The sequence below is a fragment of the Bacteroides sp. L008 genome (assembly GCF_040812255.1).
Lineage (GTDB): Bacteria > Bacteroidota > Bacteroidia > Bacteroidales > Bacteroidaceae > Bacteroides > Bacteroides vicugnae.
Map to the genome: position 1 here is coordinate 1,533,231 of NZ_JBFNXO010000001.1, position 26,309 is coordinate 1,559,539.

18 protein-coding genes are annotated in these 26,309 nt (G+C 41.1%); 5 read left to right on the top strand and 13 right to left on the bottom strand.

What is annotated here, in order from left to right:
- Positions 1–122: 122 nt before the first annotated feature.
- From AB3G73_RS06265 to AB3G73_RS06300, 8 genes are all read right to left on the bottom strand, one after another.
- The gene (locus AB3G73_RS06265; RefSeq protein WP_367743763.1) at positions 123–3,542 is read right to left on the bottom strand and encodes a DUF4906 domain-containing protein; all 3,420 of its coding nucleotides are present in this window, start codon (positions 3,540–3,542) and stop codon (positions 123–125) included.
- Between the two features lie 20 nt (positions 3,543–3,562).
- A complete protein-coding gene (locus AB3G73_RS06270; protein WP_367743767.1) occupies positions 3,563–4,765 on the bottom strand; it encodes a hypothetical protein in 1,203 nt (400 codons plus the stop codon).
- 10 nt (positions 4,766–4,775) lie between these two features.
- A complete protein-coding gene (locus AB3G73_RS06275; RefSeq protein WP_367743771.1) occupies positions 4,776–5,786 on the bottom strand; it encodes a FimB/Mfa2 family fimbrial subunit in 1,011 nt (336 codons plus the stop codon).
- Positions 5,787–6,038: 252 nt separating this feature from the next.
- Positions 6,039–7,955 (bottom strand): Mfa1 family fimbria major subunit, encoded by a 1,917-nt coding sequence (locus AB3G73_RS06280; protein WP_320979523.1) that lies wholly within the window; start codon positions 7,953–7,955, stop codon positions 6,039–6,041.
- A 116-nt stretch (positions 7,956–8,071) separates the two neighbouring features.
- Positions 8,072–9,496, bottom strand: coding sequence for a tetratricopeptide repeat protein (locus AB3G73_RS06285; protein WP_367743777.1), 1,425 nt, complete (start codon positions 9,494–9,496; stop codon positions 8,072–8,074).
- Between the two features lie 12 nt (positions 9,497–9,508).
- The gene (locus tag AB3G73_RS06290; protein WP_320974832.1) at positions 9,509–10,093 is read right to left on the bottom strand and encodes a DUF3575 domain-containing protein; all 585 of its coding nucleotides are present in this window, start codon (positions 10,091–10,093) and stop codon (positions 9,509–9,511) included.
- 419 nt (positions 10,094–10,512) lie between these two features.
- Complete coding sequence (locus AB3G73_RS06295; protein ID WP_217722126.1) at positions 10,513–11,718, bottom strand: site-specific integrase; 1,206 nt, start codon at positions 11,716–11,718, stop codon at positions 10,513–10,515.
- 121 nt (positions 11,719–11,839) lie between these two features.
- Complete coding sequence (locus AB3G73_RS06300; protein WP_367743786.1) at positions 11,840–13,348, bottom strand: DUF3078 domain-containing protein; 1,509 nt, start codon at positions 13,346–13,348, stop codon at positions 11,840–11,842.
- A gap of 188 nt (positions 13,349–13,536) precedes the next feature.
- Between AB3G73_RS06300 and AB3G73_RS06305 the strand changes: the two genes are divergently transcribed.
- The 4 genes from AB3G73_RS06305 to AB3G73_RS06320 all read left to right on the top strand — a co-directional run bounded on the left by AB3G73_RS06305 (position 13,537) and on the right by AB3G73_RS06320 (position 20,641).
- Positions 13,537–15,162, top strand: coding sequence for a CTP synthase (locus AB3G73_RS06305; protein ID WP_148367459.1), 1,626 nt, complete (start codon positions 13,537–13,539; stop codon positions 15,160–15,162).
- Between the two features lie 58 nt (positions 15,163–15,220).
- Positions 15,221–17,074: a membrane protein insertase YidC gene (gene yidC, locus AB3G73_RS06310; RefSeq protein WP_148367462.1), complete on the top strand. Its 1,854-nt coding sequence runs from the start codon at positions 15,221–15,223 to the stop codon at positions 17,072–17,074.
- Positions 17,075–17,158: 84 nt separating this feature from the next.
- Positions 17,159–18,490, top strand: coding sequence for a multidrug efflux MATE transporter BexA (gene bexA, locus AB3G73_RS06315; protein WP_234133521.1), 1,332 nt, complete (start codon positions 17,159–17,161; stop codon positions 18,488–18,490).
- A 48-nt stretch (positions 18,491–18,538) separates the two neighbouring features.
- A complete protein-coding gene (locus tag AB3G73_RS06320; protein WP_217722145.1) occupies positions 18,539–20,641 on the top strand; it encodes a S9 family peptidase in 2,103 nt (700 codons plus the stop codon).
- Positions 20,642–20,740: 99 nt separating this feature from the next.
- On the opposite strand, the gene AB3G73_RS06325 is transcribed toward AB3G73_RS06320, so the two are convergent.
- The 4 genes from AB3G73_RS06325 to AB3G73_RS06340 all read right to left on the bottom strand — a co-directional run bounded on the left by AB3G73_RS06325 (position 20,741) and on the right by AB3G73_RS06340 (position 23,871).
- A complete protein-coding gene (locus AB3G73_RS06325; RefSeq protein ID WP_029425934.1) occupies positions 20,741–21,247 on the bottom strand; it encodes a flavin reductase family protein in 507 nt (168 codons plus the stop codon).
- A 24-nt stretch (positions 21,248–21,271) separates the two neighbouring features.
- Positions 21,272–22,270, bottom strand: coding sequence for an MBL fold metallo-hydrolase (locus AB3G73_RS06330; protein ID WP_217722149.1), 999 nt, complete (start codon positions 22,268–22,270; stop codon positions 21,272–21,274).
- A gap of 155 nt (positions 22,271–22,425) precedes the next feature.
- Positions 22,426–23,523, bottom strand: coding sequence for a PspC domain-containing protein (locus AB3G73_RS06335; protein WP_320979310.1), 1,098 nt, complete (start codon positions 23,521–23,523; stop codon positions 22,426–22,428).
- A gap of 21 nt (positions 23,524–23,544) precedes the next feature.
- Positions 23,545–23,871 carry a PadR family transcriptional regulator gene (locus AB3G73_RS06340; RefSeq protein WP_007752390.1) on the bottom strand — a complete coding sequence of 109 codons (327 nt, stop codon included), beginning with the start codon at positions 23,869–23,871 and terminating at the stop codon, positions 23,545–23,547.
- Between the two features lie 164 nt (positions 23,872–24,035).
- On the opposite strand from AB3G73_RS06340, the gene AB3G73_RS06345 reads away from it, so the two are divergent.
- Positions 24,036–24,533: a GNAT family N-acetyltransferase gene (locus AB3G73_RS06345; protein WP_148367472.1), complete on the top strand. Its 498-nt coding sequence runs from the start codon at positions 24,036–24,038 to the stop codon at positions 24,531–24,533.
- A gap of 83 nt (positions 24,534–24,616) precedes the next feature.
- Here AB3G73_RS06345 and AB3G73_RS06350 read toward each other — a convergent pair whose 3' ends face one another.
- Positions 24,617–26,281: a peptide MFS transporter gene (locus tag AB3G73_RS06350; RefSeq protein WP_074638610.1), complete on the bottom strand. Its 1,665-nt coding sequence runs from the start codon at positions 26,279–26,281 to the stop codon at positions 24,617–24,619.
- Positions 26,282–26,309 lie beyond the last annotated feature (28 nt).

A 26,309-nucleotide genomic window follows, 5' to 3' on the forward strand; every position in this document is an offset into this window, starting at 1 on the left:
TTTAGTCGTAAGGTAAAATATGCCATTAAAAAACTACCCACACGCAAAAAAATCCAAGCAAAATCCGGATTCTTTTATTTTCCGAACAAGACCATAGAACTCGAATAATTAGAGATATAGTGCTATTTATATTTTACTGTACGCAAGAAACAAGCGTCAGGCTTTAATACATCATCTTTGATTGTCGCTGCACCATTTTCAAAGCCCTCAAACCCCATGGTAAAATAATTAATATCCAAGGCACTTGATTTTGTTACATCAGTATACTTTTCTTTGGTAGTAGGGTCTGTTACTTCCAAATTTCCTATTCTATTGCGACAATGATAAACTGCTCCCGGACGTTTGTACAAGTCATAAAATAAAGGTTGATATATTATATCCCCACTATCATACCATGTATTACGGGAGGCATATCGTAATTTACCAGGTTTCTCACTACTGTCACTCCATGGTGCGACACCTTGCCTGCGTCCATAACCAAGTTTTCCAATAGGAAGAAAGATGCAATGCCCATTGTCTTTGTTATATACAAAACATCCACGCATACCTTTTTCCGAATTCGGAGAATTCGGTTCTTCAATGCGCACATATCCCTGTGCTATGGATTTTTCTGTTGCTGTTTCTCTAGCACCATCTCCATAAAGTATACCGTATCCCTTATTTATTTTACCGTTTATATCTGTAGACACCAATGTATGATAAAAATCATCAATGGTTGCAATACGCTCATCTGACTTTCCCGGAAGGGTCCACGAGCCATTAAAACGTTTTTTTTCTTCCTCTGTAGAAGGAGCAAGCCCGTCCCATGATACATTCGAAACACTCGTTTCTCCGGGCTTCAATACGTGAAAATCTTCTGATGGAGCCGATGTGTATTTATCTGCATAACCAAACCCCGGTCTATCATTGTTTGAGGCTAAAATTGCCGTATTATTACCGCGACGGAACAGCGACCCTTCCTCCAAAGGCGAACGGGTATAAACAGGATTGTTATCCTTATCAAAACGATACACATTATATGAAACCCATGCAGGATTGCTATCACTTACATTACCTTCCAATGTTAAAGGGGCGTAACCTTGTCGCACAAAAATGTCATGTTCGCACGTATAATTATGATAGCGTACACGAACTATTGCACAGCGCACGTCATTTTCTCCAATCGTTCCGTTGAATTTTATTTTAAAATCAATAAATTGCTCTCCTTTCCCTTCCACTCTATCAGGTTTGACAGTTACACTTTCACTAGTACCTTCCAGAGTTATAAAATTATCGCCACCTTCCATGATTTCCGCACTCCATTCACCTTCAGACTTGAATGGTACAAAATCACCTTCTTCATTGGGTAGCCGCATCAACGTCACATGAAAATCGTCCGAACAACTATGGCTACGCCATACCCCTTTGGGGTTCTCGACACGTCGGACTTGTATCATATCAAGATCTACCGGTCCGGCAACTTTATTATTGTTTTCATCTTCAATCGTGAATCTCACAACCTCTTTACGAGGATAAGCTACGTAGGGATTATTGCCGGTAAAGCCTGTTCTTGTCACCAATTCTTTGGCACGCGTATAAAGCGGTATTGAGAATACAAGCTCCTTGCCATTATCAACCACAGTATATTTCCCATCAGCTTCACTACCTCCACTCATTTCGTTTCCCGTCCATTCATAAACTCTTTTACTTCGATCTTTTCCATCAACTATGCCTTTATAATACTGAAAATTATAAAACGAAGCATCCGACACATTTACTTTATTCGACATTTGTTTTTCCCATTCAGGTTTTCCAACCTTTACTGTAGAAGTTTTTATCAACGACAAAAAACTATTCCACGGACCATCTTCATAAACAGACTGCTGATTATAGAAGAATCCATCAGTAACAAGCGGAAATGCTTTTGTATTATTTCCCCAAGGCTTCCATCCTGTAAATGAAGAATCAACTTCGTCATTTTCACACTCATGCTTACCTGCATAGCTCTTTTCTTTCTTCGCCAAAATTCTTGCCACCAACTTATAACCGGACTTCATCGTTCCTGTCACCTTCACCGTTGCCGTCATTTCCTTATTATACAAATAAGAAATATACTGTGGAGTAGTCACATGAATGCCGGGCGGCTCTTTATATTCGATGTGCCAATCGGCATCGTTGCCGTAACCCTTGAATTTAAGAGTCAGCTTGTAATGAGTGTTGCGTTCGGCATTATAATCCGTTTTTACATCTTTTCCAAGCATAAAACGAAATTTAATCGGACCTGCGCCCAAATGTTCGTCCGAAGCCGTACAACGATAATAACCACTCACCTCCACATACGTACCGTAAGGTTTTTCATCTTTCCAACCGGAACCCGGCTCATTTTCATCCGGATTGGGCTTCCATATCGAATGGCCACCATCGTTCGACTGATATTTCAACTTTCCTTTCCCCTGCATATTCTCATAAAAAAACAGAGACTTTGCTGTATGGGCATGACGATTGGTGATAATATTGGAATCGTCACCATCCTCTCCCATACCCAAATAAGGATGCTGTGTTTTACACACATGTTTATAGTTTTCCGGAGTGAGCGTTTGAAGATCTTTATCCGGGAGTTCTTGAATAATAATGGATTTACCTTCTTCAAGCAAACCGTTAGAAGCGGAATAACGTACAGAACGCTCAAGCATCCTATCATCCCATTTTGTTTCTTCAGCCATATAGTCACTCAACGGATACACTTTGCTTACATCAGCCTGTCCGGGTGTATTCGGGTTGCCTAATGCGCAGGTTTTAGGTATATCTTTTATTACAATATTTTCAATATATATCTGCACATTTTCATAAAGGCCGGTACCGTCGAATGCAACCGTTACCTTAGAAGCTGCACGACGCAACCAGCTATGGAGTTGCACACTTGGAGAATTTATAGTGACAGGTTGGTCATCACTCGCATTACGATCCGACTTAAGACTAAATATACCAAACATTTCACTATTCTTTGCTATTTCATCCTCCCAGGTAAGAGAAATTGATTTCAGTCCTGCACGGGTCTTTATCGCATCAGAATAATCTCCCAGATCACCCATATTAGCTACCGCATAGACATAGTAGCGTCCTCGCTTTATCGAACGAAGCTTAAAGGTGGCTGAACCTGTCTTATCGTCCTCAAACTGACTTCCGTCTTCATTTTTATCTTCGTCAATACGATTGTCTTCTAATTTATAGTTCCAATCGGCAACATCCGGATCGGGCGTCACATCATTATTGTAAACGATATAATTATGAACTAATTCGCCTGCTTCATTATAGAACAGCATACAAAGCGAGTTGATATTCTGAATGGCATCTCCATCATCACCACCCGTTTCTTTTTGCGCTTCTCCGGCACGAGTCTTGCCTAGTAATGCATTCTCCTGATCAAAACATAAGGATACAGAAATGACAGCATCTCCTTTGCCAATTTCTTCTGTCATGAAATAATCATCCCGACAACTTGTCGTCAGTACGAATTGCAGCATAAGCAAAACAAAACAAAATAAAGTTGTTATCTTTCTCATACGACACATCATTTTCAGGTTTAATTGTTAGAATCAGATTTCGGATCCAGGCCAAAATCGGGTTCAAGTTCGACCTCTGCATAGGGTACTACCTGTACATGAACATCTATTTTATCTATGTACGTTTTCGTCACGTTGAATTTATAATAATAATTGCGATGAATGTCGAAAGGTGTACCTAATGCTACGTCTTTCGGTGCATTATCATAATATTTAAAATCAATAGTATGTATTTGATCGCTCTCGGCAAATTTCAAGTGAATCTCGGCTGCATCCACAGCTTTGTTACCGTTGAGAAGGTTTTGATATTCGGGAATATAGAGCACAAAACGAGTTCCTGTCGACAGTTCCTCGAAAGGCAATTCTTTCTCATCACTGTCGTTCTTGCCATCCGGCAAATGCAAGTCGTCTACATAATCCTTGTCATAATCCCCCTTCACATAATCGCTTTCCACGAATACATTATCCGGTGCACAATATCCGCGGCTATTGTAGCGATGTAGCGTAACAGACTTTAAGGTGTAGTCGGAAGTATTGCCAGAGGCTTCGGCAACAGTATAGTTAACTTCCACTTTCGCCATCGCACGAAGCATATGGAGCGTGCCTAAATAAGTGCACATATTAGAGTAGAATTTCACGTTCTCGAAAAGTTTCACGCCATACATAGGAATGAGACAATCTTCTGAAAGATGAAACAAAGAAGGAGTAACATACGAATATTGACTGCCCGGGCTTATACATATATCTTTGATGGTAGTTTGCCCAACAACCATTTCACTTTCTTGGGGATATTCCCTCCAGTTGGCAAGCATCACGACCTTGAATGTAGAAGGAAGCGGTTTTCTAATATTACCCACTACATCATAATACTTTGAACGATAACCGGCATTGCCCACAAGCATAATACCTTCCAGCTGAAGAGTAGAAATATATTTATTATCTTTATCGAAAAAGAGGATACGAAAGTCTTGATTCTCAAAATTGATGTAATTTTCAAAATCTGTTTCCATCCCGTTGTCATACCCGTCCCGACCGGCCCTTGTCACTGTTCGGGTATCAGAGAGTTCATCAAACGCAATATGAAAACCTACCTGAACAGTCTCCTCTTCTTCATACCGGTCTGTTGAAAGGTATTCTCTCTCTGAACTGCACGATAAGAACAAAATGCAGACAGAGAAGAACAAGCAAGAAAATGACAATATGCTTTTACCTTTTCTCATCATATACATGTTTTTAAATACCGGTCTCTTGAAGAACAACTTTCCAAGAATTTATGTAAATATAAGCATCCATCCAACGGTCTCCTTCATCTAAAAAGAAAACCATATTATATTCATCTTGCCGGTCGAGATATTCCTGATCGTCCATTCGACGATTGTACTCTCCTTTCACCAGCAAAGCATAATCTATCAGTGGAATAGAAAATACTGTTTCTCCCTTATCGTTCGTCACTTTCAGGCGGGGAGCTTTTTCCTTAACCAACCTTGCAGTAGTAAGTTCTGCGATAGCAGCGCTAAATGAAGATACTGTCCTGCTATCTACATCATCAATGCCCGCCGTTCCCGAGTCAGTATGCCATGCATAGTATGTCACAGGTTCATCAGATAGCAGCTTATTATCCCAGTTCATCACCCCATTTTCATCAGTTATGGAGAACGTAAATTTATCTTTATCGACAGGCTCGCCCGAAAGATGCTGCAATACAACACGTATATTATTAGTGTTTTTAACTAACGGAACGACAAAAGTATGTGTACCTTCCTCACTGCTGAAAGTCTGTTTTTCCAAATAGCCGTGATACAGCCTATTAAGATCTTCTTTGACATAAGCTGTTCCATCAAGCTTGTGCTCGCGCTTCAATGAACAAATCAGGTCTTCCTTACAAGATGAGACAGGAACGACAAATGAATTGCCTCCTGCCAACCCACACCATGCCAACAGGCTATAACTACCCGGAGCCACGTCTACTTCCATTGCATATCCTTCTTGTGCAAGAGCTTCCCCTTGCTCTGAACCTTGCCACACTACATTATTCTGTTCATCAAGGACATAAAGTGTAACCGAATTTACCTCGTGTGCAAAAGCATCTGCAAACTTCATATTCATATCATAACGGAACTTGACATGATAATGCACAGAGCAATCTCCTTCATCCTCGTAAATTCCATCGCAAGCTGTCATTACAAAAAGAACAGACAGCAGCATAAGCACTGGCAGTGTTGTTGTTTTATTTATTTCTTTCATATAAACTAATGTATTCATCGTTTATATACATGGATTATTTCTCTCGTTATATATATTGTCTACGAACATACATCCGTAGTGAATTTTCATTGTTAGTGGGAAAATAGACAACTTTTTGTCGTCACATTTTCCAAAGCCGCCCTTTCTTTGTACCGGAACGGAAGTACTTTTTCTTGTTAAATCCCGGAGGAGCAGGAATTAAAGCCTTTTCTCCTCCGAGATAAATTTCTATTTATGTGTTAGCAATAAAAATTACAAACCTACATTCTGATTAACAACTTTCCAAGAAAGGATATTAATTGTAGCACCTACATAGTAGTTTTCTTTTTCATCATCTTCACTAGGAACAATTACTTCATCCGGATCATAAACACCCTTACCTAAGTTTTCCAATTTGTTTACTGTAAGTGTGTAGTAGTGATTACGAACAACGCCGTAATTAGCTTCGAATGTTTTTACTTCTTTATCTCCGATTGTTTCAGTTTCGTTATTCAAGTGTTCAATAGGAATATTATAGTACATCAAACCACCTTTATAACCAATTGCAGGATCTTGGTTTTCAAAGTTCTTAAATGATAAAGCTGTATTTATAACGTCAATATCACTCGCTTCAGCAGATAGCATTTTTTTATTCGCATCCTTCTTATAAAGAGTTGTAATAGCAACTTCTGTTTCCTTAGTAAGCGCTACTTTTACCTTACCATCACCCATGTTAACCAACTCTACATAAGTATCATTGATTTGCTTGTATTTTTCATCGTCAGTAGCACTTTCATCTACACCATCAACTTTATAATACAAATTAATTTTTTGTGTATTAAGTACATAATTGAGATATGATTTTCTCAAATAAAGCAGACCGTTAAAACGAACTAAATCATCACTTAAATCATTACCGTCCTTATCACAAATACGAGCCACCAAAATTACACTTGTACGAGCTGCACGAGATACAGCATAAGCAGCCGTATTTGTATTTTCAGCACAATAAGCAACATCGGCACCAATTACTCCATTACAATTATTTGCAGAGATGTAGTTCAAATACTTTGAGTTATTTGAATTATGAAATACCTTATTGCCATCTTTATCTGTTTCTTCACCTGCTGCAACGTCTTCGGCAGACTGTGCTGAAATCTCATGACCATAGGCAAACGACGTACCCCAATAGCTACGGAAATATTTGCTCGCATCCCAATCGAACCCTACAAAAGTTGTCTTATCTCCTGGATTTGTACTCTGCCATGCTGTGTTGATACCTTTCAGCAAATAAGAATCTTTTGCTGTAGCATTCAAGCCCCAACCAACAAATTCTACATAAATATCAGTTGCCCCAGCTTGAATTTTATCGACAGTTGTACCCTCACCTGTACTTGGGAATACAACTTCTCCCTCATTATTTTCTTCACCTGCGATAGAAACATTCAATTTGTAGAGAGGCACTTCCTCTTCCCCTTTCGTATATGAGGAAGCTTTTTCAAGCGTTGTTTTCAAAGCAACTTTTGCAGCCAAACGTTCTACGTAAACTTTCACAATTTGAGTCTCTTTCAACTGCTCCGTAGACTTAGCAAAATTTTCTGTAGACAAAACTGTTACACAATAGTATGGAGTACCATCTTCTCTGACGTAACTTGTCGTACTCATAACAAAATTTTCACCATTTTTATAAACGCCTTCCACATCACTGTTCAAAGCCATCAAATTCTTCTGTGCTTCGTCCAATGTAGCTCCTGCCTCAAAATTATCAGGTGCATTCAATACAGTAAGCATATATTTCGGAAAATTTGTTTCTGTAAGACCACGCAAAACAACAACTGTCTTACCATCAAATTCAATGTTATCCGGATTTGGATCATGAATATTTCCGCCATCCCATACATCATTTTTCAAAACAAAAGCACCCGTTGCATCATAAAAATAGAATTTGGCATTCTTCACTTCGCCTTCTTTCGTATTCTTATCAGCAAATTCAAAACCTGGCGCATCATCTTTAGTCGTAGCTCTCGTCAAAGCACCCGCTTCCGAAATTTTCACGTTGATATATGCTTCTCCATTAGGAAAAAGAACAGCATTGTCACCCTTGCCATCCGTCACATCTTTACTTTCATCGGAACATGCACATAATGCCATACATGCAAAAATTCCCCAAATAATCTTCTTCATTTTCATAATTAAAAAATTAATAGTTATTATAAATCTATCTTCTAATCTCTTGATTTTAATCCAATCAGCTAACCTTATTAATCTCGGCAGCTTCCTTTTTATAATAATGTTAATGAATTAATTTATTTTTTTGCTTTCTCTATTTTATCTATCTCAATAAGAATTATCTCCGCTTCCTCTACTCCCATCGCCTTCGCATCATTCAGGAACCTTCGAGCATCATCATACTTCCCTACTCCAAAGGCATATACCCCACGAGCGTATACCGCCTGTGACGAATCTCCCGCTTTGGAAAGATAACGCTCTGCGCTTTCAAAATCCTTACGCTGCATAGCAGAGTTTGCAGCATTCAAATTGGCAATCTCATCATCGGGATACATTCTCACGGCCGTTTCGAACACCTCATTAAACTCTGCGCTTCCCGGTTCGTATGTCCGCGCCACGAGATAGAACTCATTAAGACTAAGTTTTTGCGGTTGTGTCCGCATAATACGTTTGATTTCTTCTACATCACTGAAGCTGCGGATAATGTAATCTATGCGATAGTCAGTGTGGCGTAAAGCCGGATAACAGTTTTGTAACAAGAAACGGTATTCTTCCGGATAAGTCCGCTTGATTTTTGCTTCCTTAGCATCCGGTTCCATGTCACTGTCAATCATTGCCAATATTTCCGTACGATGTGTAAGGTTCGTTTTCTCAACATACCGGCGCAATCCTCCCCAATCTTCCGGTTCATAGGCGGTAGTTATTACACTATCCCTGAAATGGTACAGTTGATTGATGTAACTTTTCAATGCCGCTGTACGACCTATCGCCAAATCACGGTTATGGGAGTATGGACTTTCAGGTGAAGCGTAACCTTTAAGCCATACCGAAGTGATGGTTATATCTTTATCATTACGGACAGAGTCAATAGAAGCCTGAATTTTACCCAACTCGGAAGTATTCCGACGATACTCGGGATATATAACCGTCTTGTCGACCGGGAAATCGATAAAAGCCGAACCGGAAAGCGAACGACTTTTGACTGTTTCTGCCTGTGGGTATACATAGAGCAACTGTGGAGAAAGCGGTTCTATTTCGGCATATCCGCCCAACGGCTCGATACATTCCGCTAATAGTGTGCTACAACATCCGTAATCACTACGATACAGTTCCAGTGCAGAACCGTTCATCCATTTGTAATAAGGAATAATAGCATGATACGCCACATCTTCTGGTCTGGAATGTGCTTTGAATGTCATCTCTTTTTTGCCGGAGAGCATACTTTCACCATTACGCACATAATAATAATAACGACGACGCCCATAAACTCCTACCGAAGGAAGCTCCAACGTGTCCGTAGCGCACACAAAGCGAGGAGTGAGCAGCACTGCTCTATTGCTCTCCACATCAAGAGGAGACAGCCCCATATTCATATCGACTACTATATATTCACCGTTCCGTTCAATTTTAAGGTTATCTGTTGTCACTCCAATTGTTTGCTGGGCATTCAGCATACAGCCAGCTCCCAGCAATGCTGTTATAATAAAAATAGTTCGTTTCATAACTAAACGCTTTTAGAATAAATAAACTAAATTCACTGCCGCTTTAGTGAGACCAAAATAGTTATGCGGCTTGCTCTCCTCCACTTTCTTTCCACACCCGGCGCACCTGAAACGGTCATATCGGGTATAGGAATAACCGACACCTATTTCAGCCTCGATATTCCAATGACGCCCCAAGATCCAAGCATAACCATAAGCAACACCGCCGCCAACAAACCATCCTTGATAGCGGGTGTCCTTAAGAGTTGAAAAATCTGTGCCCAGTAATTTGAAATCAGTGTCAATACCACCTATATTATATTGTCCACCGTGGAGATGAGCTCCGACAAAATGACCTGCAAAGCGATCGCAAAACCAGTAGCGTGCTTCAGGTTGTACCGCCCAGTGTTTCCACCGGCGATTATGCGATAAGGTCCATGCGTTGAAATCTCCGGAAATATCCAATGTCCACCGAGGTGCAAGTCCTACCTCGAAACCGGTATTTATATTCATGAAAACATCGGACAGGATATTGGTCTTTAGCGCCACTTTCTGCGCATTAATTGTATAAGCCACGCCATTCATGGCTACTATCAGAAAAAGAATCCTTAGTTTCATCATTTATGTGTGTTCCTATGCCAAATAATTGTTACTATTTCTCTTTAAGCATTACCCCAAACAAACAGCAATAAACAAATTAGCATTTACTGATATTCTAAAAATATATCTTGATCTTTATTTCCCCTGCAAATATGTTTATACCCCAATTCTATTTGCTTTATGGCTTAATCCAATACTTCTCTTATCAAGAAAAGTACCGACAACAATACTGTCTGATACTGATACTTTTGGATTATATTAAAGTGCTGTTTCAATTAACATTTTACAAAAAATGCTAATATTTTTTGTTACAGAATAAAAAAAGTTGTTGGATATAATGCTGTATGGCCGTTTTTTTATAATTTTGCATCAAATTAATACTTTTCTTGATAAGAAAAGTACCGGCTCAATAATATACACTCATTTCTTTTTTATCATTATAAAGAATTGATAATAAGATTATTAGCATTATCCACAGCTGAAGTATCCAATGATGCAAGATAAATTTTTGTAGTATTCTCCGAGTCGTGTCCCATAGCCTCGCTAATAACAGAAATAGAAATATTTTTGCTTCGGGCTATACTGGCCCAAGCATGGCGGGCAACGTATGTTGTCAGTGTCACATTCAAATTCAACAGTTCTCCAATCATTTTTAATTTCCTGTTTATCAAATGTGCCGCATTTATATATTGCCGCCTTTCATTTTTACCAATATCTTTTATTATCGGTAACAGATAAGGCGTATCTACCGTATTATACTTGTTAACGATTTCTTGCATAGGCTTTTCCCATTTGATAAAAAGCTGCTGATTCGTCTTGTGACGCCGATATGACAAGATGCCATTCTGAATATCTTTCTTTTTAAGGAATGCTATATCTATAAACGACATTCCACGAGTATAAAACGAAAACATAAAGATATCCCGAGCATACTCCATTGAAGATGAAAATCCCAGTTCCAGATCTCTTATCTGGCGAATAACTGTCATTGACACAGCACGCTTCATTGTCTTGTCAATCCCAGTATACACATGTTTGAACGGACTACGCTGTACCGTCAACCCCTTGTCAACAGCACGGTTATATATCGCACGCAAATTTCTCATATAATACGAAGAACTGTTGGGGCATACTCCAGTTGATTTTAAAAATGTTTCATACTCAACCATAAAAGCAGAATCCACTCCTTCAATAAGAATATCACCACGGCTTCCCATGAAACGTTCGAAACTATTTAAGGTTGCCCTATAGGTTTCAGCGGTACGTTCTTTACCTATTTGCTCCAACTGCACAATAAGATTCCGCCCAAATGACAGGAAACCGTCAACAAGAGGTACTTTATAGGCTTTCACTACATCGTCTGACGTAAAAGTATCCGCCGACCGCTCAAACCGTCGAATAATTTCTTTAAGCCGGGATTGATCTTCTAAAATGCATTTTCTTAATGTAACAAGATGACGTGCACGAACTTCGTTATCAGTGAAGGTAATAACCGAGGAAAACCGGTTATCCCATTCCGACGGGAAAATCTTGTAACACGTGCTTATCCGCTTCACGACTCTATTATGAGTCACTTGATAAAATAAAGTCCCCTCTTTTTTACAAACTGAAGAAGGACGAAATTTCACTTTTACTGTTGCCATATAAGTTATATTTTGAATTATAAATTAGTGATATAACAAATATATGGATCAAAAAAAGAGACTGAATAACATTTTATTGTTAAACAGCCTCTTTTATTTCTTTGGGGAAACTTTAAATTTCTTACCACTTATAATTAATACCGAAACTAAGCAATTCTTTCAACTGGAAGAAGCTGTCTCCTTCAGTCGGTTTCGAACTATCGTCAAAACGGGTATGTATATAGAGCTTAGTAGAAAGATAACGGTTCAACACAAAATTGAATGTATTCTCCCACTCTATACGTGCCCAATGGTAGTTGGTCAGACAATTGAGACGGGATTCTAAAGTCACTGCAGAGATGATGGTCCAGTTGAATGTCGATTGCAGCTGGGAACCGAAGTCATTTTTAGAACATTTGCCTTTGTCCAAACCGAATTTTGTTTCATCCACTTCCGAGCTACCAATATAACGTAAATTATAAGTTAACGGTGCCATAAACACGGAAAGATTAAATTTCTTCTTAGTCAGTTTGTAGTCCATACCGACACTGACCGCCAAATCTGCCGGAGACATGAAAGCCGAAACCAATTCTTCACTATTAGCTTTATAACCATTAAAGAACTGCGTCTTGAACTCGGAAGAAATGGTATAATACCAGTTCTTGAAAGCTCTCAGACCTAATTTATTATACAAGCGAAATTGGTCGGTATTAAAAAGATATTTATGGTATTCATCTGACGGAGTGGAAGTCATACCGACTTTAGCTTCCAACTGGTTTTCAAACAGTACTTTTTCATTGTCATTATAGTTGGCAAAAACCTGAAAAGTCGCTAATCCGGAAAAGTTGCTTTCCCCTCCCTTATACCAGTTGTCCGACAGGTGGTTCTGACTGATCTGCAACGACCCGTTACCTCCCGTAACCCACCAGTTAGGTCGACTAATCTTCATATTGGCCTTTCCTACATTATCATCCATATTTTCCGGTTGAAACAGATGAACAACAGTTGCTTTCGGAGATATTTTCGGCTTCACATCGTGACGGAACACATCACGGCTCATGATGCGATCTTCTGTAGTTACAACCAAATCCGGATGTGCCAGATACAGATCCATCAACGCACTGTTCACTATTTTACCGGCACGCTGGGTTTTGGTAAATACCAAGGTATCGTATGGCAGAAGTTCTGTTGTCAGTTGAGGAGTAGCATCCAATTGTATGGGTTTCCATTCCAATTTCGAATATTGTGCCATCGGGGCATAATAATACGCCACAGGTGTAAACAAGCGGAAATAATCGGGATCAGACGGAATATAACGTGGCGGAACGGACAAGTCGTTCAAATAATCTAATTGTGCAACATACTTATTATATAAATAAGAAACGGTATCCAGTTTCGGAGTCGGACCAGACAGATTAAGTTTTAGCATCAAATATTTCTGAAGTTCTGCAGAAAGGGTATCTGCCCTCACGACTCTGGCTTTTGCCACAACTGTTGAAGATTTAACCGTTTTGGCAGGTTTGATCGCTGCAGGAGCAGGCTGCAGAGAGTCAGTCGGAAGTGAAGCGGATTCGACAGGCTCCTGTGCAAAAAGCGATAACGATAAGATTGACAGGATAAACGCTGAACATAAAGTAGTAATTCTCATCATATTTGTCTATGGTTTAGGCTGCAAAGCTACATTATTTTGTTTAGAAATCATAGGATTCTTTCAAAATTGCATTTTTTAATAAAATTGTAGAGACGAAAGTCTGCAATCTTCCCCTTTTTTTTATAATTTTGCGCTTTTTAAGTTCGTAAGAATACTACTAAGTAACAATTATTAAAACAGTTATAGCTGTGGGAGAAACAAAGTATATTTTCGTCACCGGTGGTGTTGCCTCTTCTTTAGGAAAAGGGATCATCTCATCATCCATCGGTAAGTTGCTGCAAGCAAGAGGTTATAATGTAACCATCCAGAAGTTTGACCCGTATATTAACATCGACCCGGGAACATTAAATCCTTATGAGCACGGAGAGTGCTATGTAACCGTAGACGGACACGAAGCCGACCTCGATCTGGGACACTATGAGAGATTCCTGGGAATACAAACGACAAAGGCGAACAACATTACTACGGGACGTATCTACAAGAGCGTCATTGACAAGGAACGCCGTGGAGACTATCTGGGTAAAACCATCCAAGTGATTCCTCACATCACAGACGAGATCAAACGGAATGTTAAACTGCTTGGTAATAAATACAAGTTTGATTTTGTGATTACTGAAATCGGTGGTACGGTAGGTGACATCGAATCACTCCCCTACCTCGAAAGTATCCGTCAGTTGAAATGGGAACTCGGTAAGAACGCTCTTTGCGTACACTTGACTTATGTTCCTTATCTTGCTGCTGCCGGAGAATTGAAAACAAAACCGACGCAACATTCTGTAAAGGAACTCCAAAGTGTGGGTATTCAGCCGGATGTACTGGTTCTGCGTGCCGAGCATCCGCTAAGTGACGGATTGCGTAAGAAAGTGGCACAATTCTGTAATGTAGACGATAAAGCTGTTGTGCAGTCTATCGACGCGGAAACAATCTACGAAGTACCTATCCTGATGCAGGCACAAGGACTGGACAGCACTATCCTCGAAAAGATGGGACTGCCGGTAGGAGAAACTCCGGGACTCGGCCCATGGCGTAAGTTCCTGGAACGCCGTCACGCCGCAGAGACAAAAGATCCGATCAATATTGCACTGGTTGGAAAATATGACTTGCAGGATGCTTATAAGTCTATCCGTGAGGCTTTATCACAGGCAGGAACGTACAATGACCGCAAAGTGGAAGTTCATTTCGTAAACAGCGAGAAGTTGACAGACGAAAATGTATGTGAAGCTCTGAAAGGTATGGCGGGTGTAATGATTGGTCCGGGATTCGGTCAACGGGGTATCGACGGCAAGTTTGTCGCTATCAAATATACACGTACACATGACATCCCGACTTTCGGTATTTGTCTGGGTATGCAATGTATTGCTATCGAGTTTGCCCGCAACGTACTGGGATACGCTGATGCCAACTCACGTGAAATGGATGAAAAAACTCCGCATAACGTGATTGATATCATGGAAGAACAGAAGGCAATCACCAACATGGGTGGTACCATGCGTCTGGGTGCTTACGAATGTGTTTTGCAGAAAGGTTCTAAAGCATATCAGGCTTACGGACAGGAACATATTCAAGAACGTCACCGTCATCGCTATGAGTTCAACAATGATTATAAAGACCGATATGAAGCTGCCGGCATGAAATGTGTAGGTATCAACCCGGAATCGGATCTGGTAGAAATTGTTGAAATCCCGGCTTTGAAATGGTTTGTCGGCACACAGTTCCATCCGGAATATGGTAGTACGGTACTGAACCCTCATCCGTTGTTCGTCGCCTTTGTGAAAGCTGCCATCGAAAACGAAAAAGCAACGGTGAACGGCTAACGATACGTGGTAAACAACCGGTAGTTTGTAATTTATATAATTTGTAATTAAAATAAGAATGGATAAAAACACCATCACAGGTCTCGTTCTGATAGGTATATTATTGGTAGGATTCAGTTTTTTGAGCCGTCCAAGCGAGGAACAGATAGCTGCACAAAAGAAATACTACGATTCTATTGCCGTGGTACAGCAGCAGGAGGAAGCGTTGAAGGCTAAAACGGAAGCTGCACTGGCTAACAGCCAAAAAGAGGTGGCAACGGCTGCCGATTCTTCTGCTTTGTTTTTCAATGCCTTGCATGGAACTGACTCTAAAATCAGCATCCGGAATAATGTAGCGGAAATCACTTTCACAACCAAAGGCGGACGCGTCTATTCAGCCATGCTGAAAGATTATATGGCACAGGACAAAAAGACGCCGGTCATGTTGTTCGACGGTGACGATGCTTCGATGAACTTCAACTTCTACAACAAAGCAGGAGCCATCCAGACCAAAGATTATTTCTTTGAAGCGGTGAACAAGACGGACAGTAGTGTTACAATGCGTCTGGCTGCGGATAGCGCAAGCTATATCGATTTCATCTATACACTGAAACCGGATAGCTACCTGATGAACTTTGAAATCAAAGCGACAGGCATGGAAGACAAGTTGGCAAGCACTAAGTATGTGGACATCGACTGGTCACAACGTGCCCGCCAACTGGAAAAAGGATTCACTTATGAGAATCGTCTGTCGGAACTGACTTATAAAGTAACAGGTGACAATGTAGACAACTTGTCTGCTGCCAAAGATGACAGTCAGGATTTGCCGGGACGCATTGATTGGGTAGCTTTCAAGAATCAGTTCTTCTCGTCTGTATTTATCGCTGAACAGGATTTCGACAAGGTTTCCGTTAAGTCAAAAATGGAACAACAGGGAAGCGGATATATCAAAGATTATTCTGCTGAAATGAATACTTTCTTTGATCCGTCAGGTAAGGAACCGACAGAGATGTATTTCTACTTCGGTCCGAACCACTTCAAGACGTTGAAAGCGTTGGATAAAGGCCGTGACGAGAAATGGGAGCTTCACCGACTCGTTTACTTGGGTTGGCCGTTGATTCGCTGGATTAACCAGTTTATCACGATCAACGTATTCGACTGGTTGTCCGGTTGGGGATTGAGCATGGGTATCGTTCTGTTGATTCTGACTATTATGGTAAAAGTGCTGGTTTATCCGGCTACCTGGAAAACATATATGTCTTCTGCCAAGATGCGTGTATTGAAACCGAAAATTGACGAAATCAACAAGAAATACCCGAAGCAGGAAGATGCAATGAAGAAACAGCAGGAGGTGATGGGCCTTTACAGCCAGTACGGGGTAAGCCCGATGGGCGGCTGTCTGCCGATGTTATTGCAGTTCCCTATCCTGATGGCTTTGTTTATGTTCGTGCCGAGTGCTATCGAGCTGCGTCAACAGAGCTTCTTGTGGGCGGACGACCTTTCTACTTATGATGCGTTCATCACGTTCCCGTTCCATATTCCGTTCCTGGGTAACCATCTTAGCTTGTTCTGCTTGCTGATGACGGTGACCAATATCCTGAACACAAAGTACACAATGTCTATGCAGGATACCGGAGCGCAGCCACAAATGGCAGCTATGAAATGGATGATGTATCTGATGCCGATTATGTTCTTGTTCGTCTTGAACGACTATCCGTCAGGTTTGAACTATTACTACTTCGTGTCAACGCTGATTAGTGTGGGGACTATGATTCTGCTTCGTAGAACGACCGACGAGGTCAAATTATTGTCTATTCTTGAAGCGAAAAAGAAAGACCCGAAACAAATGAAAAAGACCGGATTTGCTGCTCGCCTGGAGGCGATGCAAAAGCAACAAGAGCTATTGCAGCAGCAAAGACAGAATAAAAAATAAGGAGTAATTCCCGAAATCTATTCTAAGAAAGCCGGACACCCTATTTTGGTTGCCCGGCTTTCTTTCTCTAAAAAATAAAATAGGATGAAAACTAAATATTCGTATAAACAAATCTGGACGATTGCCTACCCTATCCTAATCAGTCTGATTATGGAGCAGATGATCGGTATGACGGACACAGCCTTTCTGGGACGTGTAGGTGAAATCGAGCTGGGTGCTTCTGCTATTGCAGGTGTATATTATCTTGCCATCTTTATGATGGCATTCGGTTTCAGCATCGGTGCACAGATATTAATAGCCCGTCGCAACGGAGAAGGAAACTACAAGGAAATCGGCCCGATTTTCTATCAGGGCGTTTATTTCCTGCTTGTAATGGCTGTGATCTTATTTACGCTCTCCATTGTATTCTCACCCCATATCCTCAAAAATATAATTTCGTCTCCTCATATTTATGATGCAGCCGAAAGTTATATTCAGTGGCGTGTGTATGGGTTCTTCTTCTCCTTTGTCATGGTGATGTTCCGCGCTTTCTTTGTAGGCACGACGCAAACCAAAACATTGACGTTGAACTCGATTGTGATGGTACTTTCGAATGTGGTGTTCAACTATATCCTGATCTTCGGTAAATTCGGTTTCCCGCAACTGGGTATTGCCGGTGCTGCCATCGGTTCTTCACTGGCCGAAATGGTATCGGTGATTTTCTTCATTATCTATACGTGGAAACGGATTGACTGCAAGAAGTATGCATTGAATATACTGCCCAAATTCCAAGGGAAAACATTGAAACGAATACTGAATGTCTCCGTATGGACCATGATTCAGAACTTTGTTTCCTTATCTACCTGGTTTATGTTCTTTCTGTTCGTGGAACATTTGGGAGAACGTTCTCTGGCAATCGCCAACATTATCCGTAACGTGTCGGGTATCCCGTTCATGATTGCGATGGCATTTGCAGCTACTTGTGGCTCACTGGTAAGTAACCTGATCGGTGCAGGCGAACAGGATTGTGTACGGGGAACTATCAGGCAGCACATTCGGATCGGATATCTATTTGTATTGCCGATTCTGGTATTCTTCTGCCTGTTTCCGGATCTGATTCTGCGTATCTATACGGATATGCCGGATTTAAGGGCTGCATCCGTATCTTCACTATGGGTATTGTGTTCCGCTTACCTGGTGTTGGTGCCTGCCAATGTTTATTTCCAGTCGGTATCAGGTACAGGAAATACTCGAACAGCACTGGCTATGGAACTTTGTGTATTGGTTATTTATGTGGCATATTCTGCATATTTTATCCTGCACCTACGAATGGATATCGCATTTGCCTGGACGACGGAATGTGTGTACGGTACTTTTATACTGATATTCTGCTACTGGTACATGAAGAAAGGAAACTGGCAGAAAAAGAAGATTTAAATCCTTTTTTCACTATCTTCGCAAGAAAATAAACATTTTATAAAATATATGAGACAAGCTAATTTATTTATGATGTCGGCAGCAATGTTATTAGCTGCCTGCGGAGGAACCAAAGACGCAGGCAAGACAGATCAGGTGCTTATCGAGAAATCGGACATAAAGATCGAAGGGAAGCGCATGACTCCCGAAGCACTTTGGGCTATGGGACGTATCGGCGGATTCGCCGTATCGCCCGACGGAAAGAAAATTGCGTATACGGTAGCGTATTACAGCGTACCGGAAAACAAGAGTAACCGCGAAGTTTTCGTGATGAACGCAGACGGAAGCGAAAACCAGCAAATCACTCGTACCCCGTATCAGGAAAATGAGGTGACTTGGATTAAGGGAGGCACCAAACTTGCATTCTTAAGCAATGACAACGGAAGCAGCCAGCTTTATGAAATGAATCCGGATGGTAGCGGACGCAAGCAGCTGACCAGCTACGACGGAGATATCGAAGGATATTCCATCTCACCGGATGGCAAAAAACTGCTATTTATTTCACAAGTAAAGACGAAAGAAAGCACCGCTGATAAGTATCCGGACCTGCCGAAAGCCACCGGTATCATCGTTACCGACCTGATGTACAAGCATTGGGATGAATGGGTGACGACCGCTCCGCATCCTTTCATTGCTGACTTTGATGGTAACGGTATTTCCAATATCGTGGATATCCTGAACGGCGAACCGTATGAAAGTCCGATGAAGCCTTGGGGTGGCATCGAACAACTTGCCTGGAATACAACCTCGGACAAAGTGGCTTATACTTGCCGCAAAAAGACGGGACTGGAATATGCGATTTCTACCAACTCGGATATTTATATATATGACCTGAACACCAAGAAAACGGAAAATATTACTGAAGAGAATAAAGGATATGATACCAATCCGCAATACTCACCGGACGGCAAGTATATTGCCTGGCAAAGCATGGAACGGGATGGATACGAAGCGGATCTGAACCGTCTGTTCATCATGAACCTGGAAACCGGCGAGAAGCGTTTTGTGAGCAAGGCATTCGAATCGAATGTAGATGCTTTTGTCTGGGGAGCAGATGCAAAAGTGATCTATTTCACAGGTGTATGGCATGGAGAGTCGCAGATTTATGCGCTTGACCTGACAAATGATTCGGTAAAGGCTATTACTTCAGGAATGTACGATTACGAAGGGGTAGCTCTTTTCGGAGATAAGCTGATTGCGAAACGTCATTCAATGAGTATGGGTGATGAGATTTACTCTGTGGCACTGGATGGTTCTACCACTCAACTGACACAGGAGAATAAACAAATCTATGACCAGCTGGAAATGGGCAAAGTGGAAGGTCGCTGGATGAAAACAACAGATGGCAAACAGATGTTGACATGGGTGATTTATCCTCCACAGTTTGATCCGAACAAGAAATATCCGACTTTGCTGTTCTGTGAAGGAGGTCCGCAGAGTCCGGTAAGCCAGTTCTGGTCTTATCGCTGGAACTTCCAGATTATGGCAGCTAATGATTATATCATCGTCGCTCCGAACCGTCGCGGTTTGCCGGGATTCGGTGTGGAATGGAACGAACAGATCAGCGGCGATTACGGTGGCCAGTGTATGAAGGATTATTTCACTGCTATCGATGAAATGGCAAAAGAGCCGTATGTGGACAAAGATCGTCTGGGATGCGTAGGTGCCAGCTTCGGAGGATTCTCCGTATATTGGTTGGCCGGACATCACGACAAACGGTTCAAAGCGTTCATTGCTCATGATGGTATCTTCAACATGGAAATGCAGTATCTGGAAACTGAAGAAAAATGGTTCGCCAACTGGGATATGGGAGGCGCATACTGGGAAAAACAGAATCCGGTGGCACAGCGTACATTCGCCAACTCTCCTCACCTATTCGTAGAGAAATGGGATACTCCTATTCTCTGTATTCATGGAGAAAAAGACTACCGTATTCTGGCTAATCAGGCAATGGCTGCTTTTGATGCTGCCGTGATGCGTGGTGTTCCCGCAGAGTTGCTGATTTATCCGGATGAAAACCACTGGGTATTGAAGCCACAGAATGGAGTTTTATGGCAACGCACATTCTTTGAGTGGTTGGATAAATGGGTAAAGAAAGCGCCGTCCAAATAAAAACGGTACATATTCCTATAAAGTAAAAAGAAGGCTCTGTTCTCAATCTACTTGAGTTCAGAGCCTTCTCCATTACATTCAACCAAAATCCGCTAAATTTTACCTTGAATAAATATTTTCAATTTCTACAATATACATCTTATGGAAACCTCCATGAGCACCACCATACCACTTTTCTATTGATTCTTTATCCAGAAAACATTCCGGTTTGATAGCGTCAGCATAAAGTTTCTTACATTCCAGGCTCAAACGTGCCTGTTCGAACAGGACATTACCTTTTTCTGTAAATACAGGTTTCAATCCGGTTTCTTTTACTTTATCTATATTACGTCCCGACTTGGAACCACAAACCGCATGAATCTTCTTATTTTCTTCTCCTAAGAAAGAAAGTGTCAGGTGATCGTTCTCCTCTACAAACTCGTATGTATACCGTTCAGGACGGATAAAAACGAAAGCAACCGGTTTATTCCACAACCAGCCGATGCCACCCCAACTTGCTGTCATGGTGTTAAACTTCTCTTTTGTTCCCGCCGTTACGAGCATCCACTCTTTTCCGATTGCTTCGAAAAAGTTTTCTTTCAGATCTTTTACTTCTAATTTCTTCATCTCTTTATTCGTATCTAAATATTCTTATTTCTGTTTCCTCAATTTCACGATCTCTCCCAAATAAGGAATTTCCACAGAGATCTTCCGTTTCTTTGCTTCTGTTGCAAAGACTTTCGGGGGATCATGCAAAGGCTCGTCAGACAAATCGAATGTGCCATAATGCATGGGGATAGTAAGTCCTGCATGCATTTCTTCGGCAGCAGTCAAAGACTCGTGAGGCGATATATGATTGGGACGCATAAACCAGCGAGGTTTATATGCCCCGATACCCAACAAAGCGTAATCCGGTGCTCCGAACAGATCGGGAATCTCACGAAAGTGGCTGGAATAACCAGTGTCACCACTATAATAAAGGGAGATTCCATCTCCTTGCAGCATGAAGGCTCCCCACAGTCGCTGGCCGCCATCGCGTACGGAACGTTTGCTCCAGTGTTGTGCCGGTAGAAAAGTAATCTTCAATCCCTCATCTTCCATTTGTTGATACCATCCGGCTTCAATCACCCTCATTTCAGGAAACCATCCCTGAATCAGTTCACCGGTTCCCAATCCACAAAAGAGTTTCATTTGCGGGTTATTCCTCAATAGGCGGGCTATACTCTGCTTGTCCAGATGATCGAAATGGTCATGGCTGACAAGTAGATAATCAATCCCTGTAAATATGTCAGGATTAGCGGGAAACTCGCTCTGCCTCTTCACAAAAGGAATACTTCCGAACACAGGATCGAACATGATTCGTTTACCTGCTAATTGCAGAAAGAAAGAATTATGTCCGAGCCATATCAGGGAATCTCCTACCACCGCATCCAATGAACGGAGATAACAAACTTTCGGATCCCATTTCACCGTTTTCTTCTCCTTGCGTTGGGGGTTGGGCGAAAGACGCCATTTCAGTACACTCCCCATCCCCGGACGGAAGCGATGCTGCCGATTAAAAAAACGCCCGCGCACCATCGGATTTCCTCTCCAATAAGGGTTGACTGTCGCTAAACGTTCGTTTCTCCTAAAACATATATGTTCACCCATTTTTATTTCCTGAATACGTATTTACAAACTTACTAATAATTTCTCGATTTACGATGAATTAGAGTAAACAAAAAATGTACCCCGGACACACTATCGGGGTACATTTACTTATAAAAGAATAAATATTATCCTTTTTTATATAGAATGAGACTTCGTTAAGAGCAGTGCAAGCCATACAAAGGCAGTTGCCAGCCAAGAGCTGAAAGATTAATAATCATTATGACTGCACCCAATATCCATAGAATCAATAGCGACCATTTCAAGCCTGCTCCCATCGGCGACCAATGGAATAACTGCCGCAAGATAGTATACAAGAAAGCTCCTAATGGAATACCGATGAGGGCAACTCCGGCAATCGTACCCAGTAGTGTCATCATTGGCGATAAAGAAGTAATCGGCATCCAGTCAATGGCAGGCAGCATCTGGTAAAGTAATGCTCCTCCGCTAACTGCCACGGCAATTGCTGCAAACACCAGCGCTACCAGTACAACGGCCAATACAAACAAGACAGGACAGCAGAGAATGACAAGAGCTACCAGAAATATTTTAAAGAGAACGGCAGCAATGGAAACAAATACATCACCTATCTTTTGAAGAAAGGTACGAGGTTTGCCGGAATTCATATAGTTATTGACTCCGTCCGCTACGCGTTCGAAACCGTCTGTCACTGTTTTGCCAATATTCTCAATGGTCACCGCTTCTCCACGCATACTCAATTTTTCTGCAGCAGTACGGGCTTCCGGAATAACAAGCCATCCGATAATATAAAGTATAATCATCGGGCAATAAGGTACAAACACCAGGATAATCATCAGTATACGTACCAATGTAATGTCCCAACCGAAGTAAGCTGCCAATCCTGCCGCTACACCTCCCAACAATTTATTATCCGGATCACGGAACCAACGGCGTTGAGCAGAGGTTTGTGTACCGCCTTGATTAGCGGACGATGTTTGTTCCGTTCTTTTCTGTGAGTCCATATCCTCATCAGCAATTCCAAAGTCTTCCGGTTTGCCGACGCGGGCGATGATTTCTTCCACATCCGAAACTGTGATGACCTGTTTCCCTTCATTTACTTTTTCGGCAAACAGTTCGGCAATACGCATTTCAATATCGTTTACGATTTCTTCCGCACCCTCCTGTTTACGAAAGTAATGTTTGAGGTTAGACAGATAATTGTCTAACAATCGGTAGGCGTCATCATCTATATGATAGACAATTCCTCCTAAATTTATGGTCAATGTCTTTTTCATTTTTATTTCTTCTTTTTCGGATTATCTATTGGCAATATGATTCACTGTTTCATTAAGTTCCTTCCAGGAAATTTCAAGTTCTCCCAAAAAGACTTCTCCCTGTTCGGTCAATTTATAGTATTTGCGGGGAGGTCCTTGGGTAGATTCTACCCATTCATAACTTAACAAATCGTCATTTTTCAGACGGGTAAGCAATGGATACAAGGTGCCTTCCACTACAATCAGTTGGGCTTCTTTCAACTTTTGAATGATATCAGAAGCATAAGAGGGTTCCTTGTGTAGCAAAAGCATGATGCAATATTCAAGCATGCCTTTCCTCATCTGTGATTTTACATTGTCTACTTTCATTATTCACTTCTTTTAGATGGCACAAATATATGCATTACTTTAGTACCTTGCATTGCAAAGTACTATAAATTAATAATAATTAAAACATTAGAGAGTGTACTCCTTATTATAAAAAGAAATAATGGCTATATTTGTGCCTATTAAACCAAGAATAGATAATAGATATGTTTACAATTCGAAAAGCAACAGTAGCCGATTGCGAGCTTATTCATAAGATGGCAAAGGAGGTATTCCCCGCCACCTACAAGGAAATTTTATCTCCCGAACAACTGGATTATATGATGGACTGGATGTATGCTCCTTCCAATGTGCGCAAACAAATGGAGGAAGAGGGACATGTGTACTCCATTGCTTATAAGGAGAATGAACCATGCGGATATGTTTCCATTCAACCACAGGAAAAAGATGTATTCCATCTTCAGAAGATATATGTTCTCCCCCGTTTTCAAGGCACGCATTGCGGCAGTTTTTTATTTAGGGAAGCCATCAAGTGTATCAAAGAGATACACCCGGAACCTTGTTTGATGGAGCTCAACGTAAATCGTAATAATAAGGCTTTGCAGTTTTACGAACACATGGGAATGAGAAAGTTACGGGAGGGTGATTTCCCGATTGGTAACGGATATTACATGAATGATTATATTATGGGATTGGATATTTAAAAATTAGGGTAATAAACGGTTTTTATACAAACCGTTTATTACCCTAATTTATTATTAGATCTCAGGCAAATACCTGCCTTATTTTAAGCTACTTTTTCAAGCTTCTTCATGATAGAGAATATGAATAGAGCTGATAACAGACAACAAGCAATCAATACGCTCCATACCATCCACAGTTGCATATCACCCCACAAATAACCAATAATAGCAACCAGATAATTTCCAATAGCTGTAGCTACAAACCAGCCTCCCATCATCATACCTTTATACTTGGGTGGCGCTACTTTTGATACAAAAGAAATACCCATTGGTGAAAGCAACAACTCTGCAAAAGTCAATACCAGATAAGTAGAAATCAACCAGTTGGGAGAAACAAGAACATCCGGATTAATACCAGCCGTTTCTACTGCTTTCGGAGTAGGAAGACCCATGGAACCAATGGCTAAAATCAAGAAGCCACACGCTGCAATCACCATACCAATACCGATTTTGCGCGGTGCGGAAGGTTCTTTTTTCTTTTTAGCCAAATAACCAAAGACAGCCAAAGACACCGGAGTCAGAGCCACTACAAAAAATGGATTAAACTGCTGGAATATTTGAGGAAGAATTTCTACGGTTGAATCCATAGAGCAATAGCTCCACACTAATATAGCAAGAGAAGCCAATACGACAACACCGGCAATGGCTTTTCCACGACCAGTTTTTGACTGGAATAGAGAGAATGCGCCATAAACAGCAATGATAACAAGAACCAGATTCCAAACATCGAATCCAATACGATCAATTCCTGTCACAGATTGAGTAGTGTAGTCACGTGCAAAGAATGTCATAGTCAAACCGTTCTGGTGGAACGCCATCCAGAAAAAGATAACCACAGCAAACACAAGCAACAAAGCAACAATACGTTCTTTTGTTTGTGCCGGAGTCAATTCCGGCTCATTATAGTTATTTACAGCCTTAGCTTGTTTTGAGTTATAGTCTGCATGCTTAAACATGGAACGGCAACAAATATAAATTGCCATTGAAATAATCAAAGAAATACAAGCTACGGCAAAGCCATAGTTATATGCCTCTGACAGTTTCTCGATATAAGTACTACAGAATGCAGCTGTATCACCGGCAAAGCCTTGTGCCGCCTGTAATCCACTAAGGGTAACATTACCTTCCGGAGTAATAGTCCCACCAAGAAATTGATGGGCCAATGAAGGTATTTGAGCATTATAGGTAAATCCTGCGCCACTTAAGATATAATTAGTCACTTTGGTAGCAGCTGTCGGAGCAAATAAAGCACCCACATTGATTGCCATATAAAACAAACTGAAAGCAGTATCACGCTTTGAGCTATATTCCGGAGAATCATAAAGATTACCTACCATTACTTGCAGGTTTCCTTTAAATAAGCCGGTCCCGCAAGCGATCAGAAACAGTGAACCAAACATCATCATCTTGCCTGTAAGATTCGCTGCTGTAGGAATAGCCAAAAGCAAATAACCAATAAACATAACAACGATACCCGTTGTTACCATCTTACCATAACCACATTTATCAGCCAAAATACCACCTATAAGAGGCATAAAATAAACTGCTGCCAGAAATGAGCCAAAAATAGTAGAAGTTTCTGCTGCCGTGTAACCAAACTTCGCTTGTAAGAAAAGTGTAAAAATAGCAAGCATCGTGTAGTAGCCAAAACGCTCGCCCGTGTTAGCCAAGGCTAAAGCGTATAGCCCTTTCGGTTGTCCTTCAAACATATAAACAAGAATATTAGATTAATAAAAT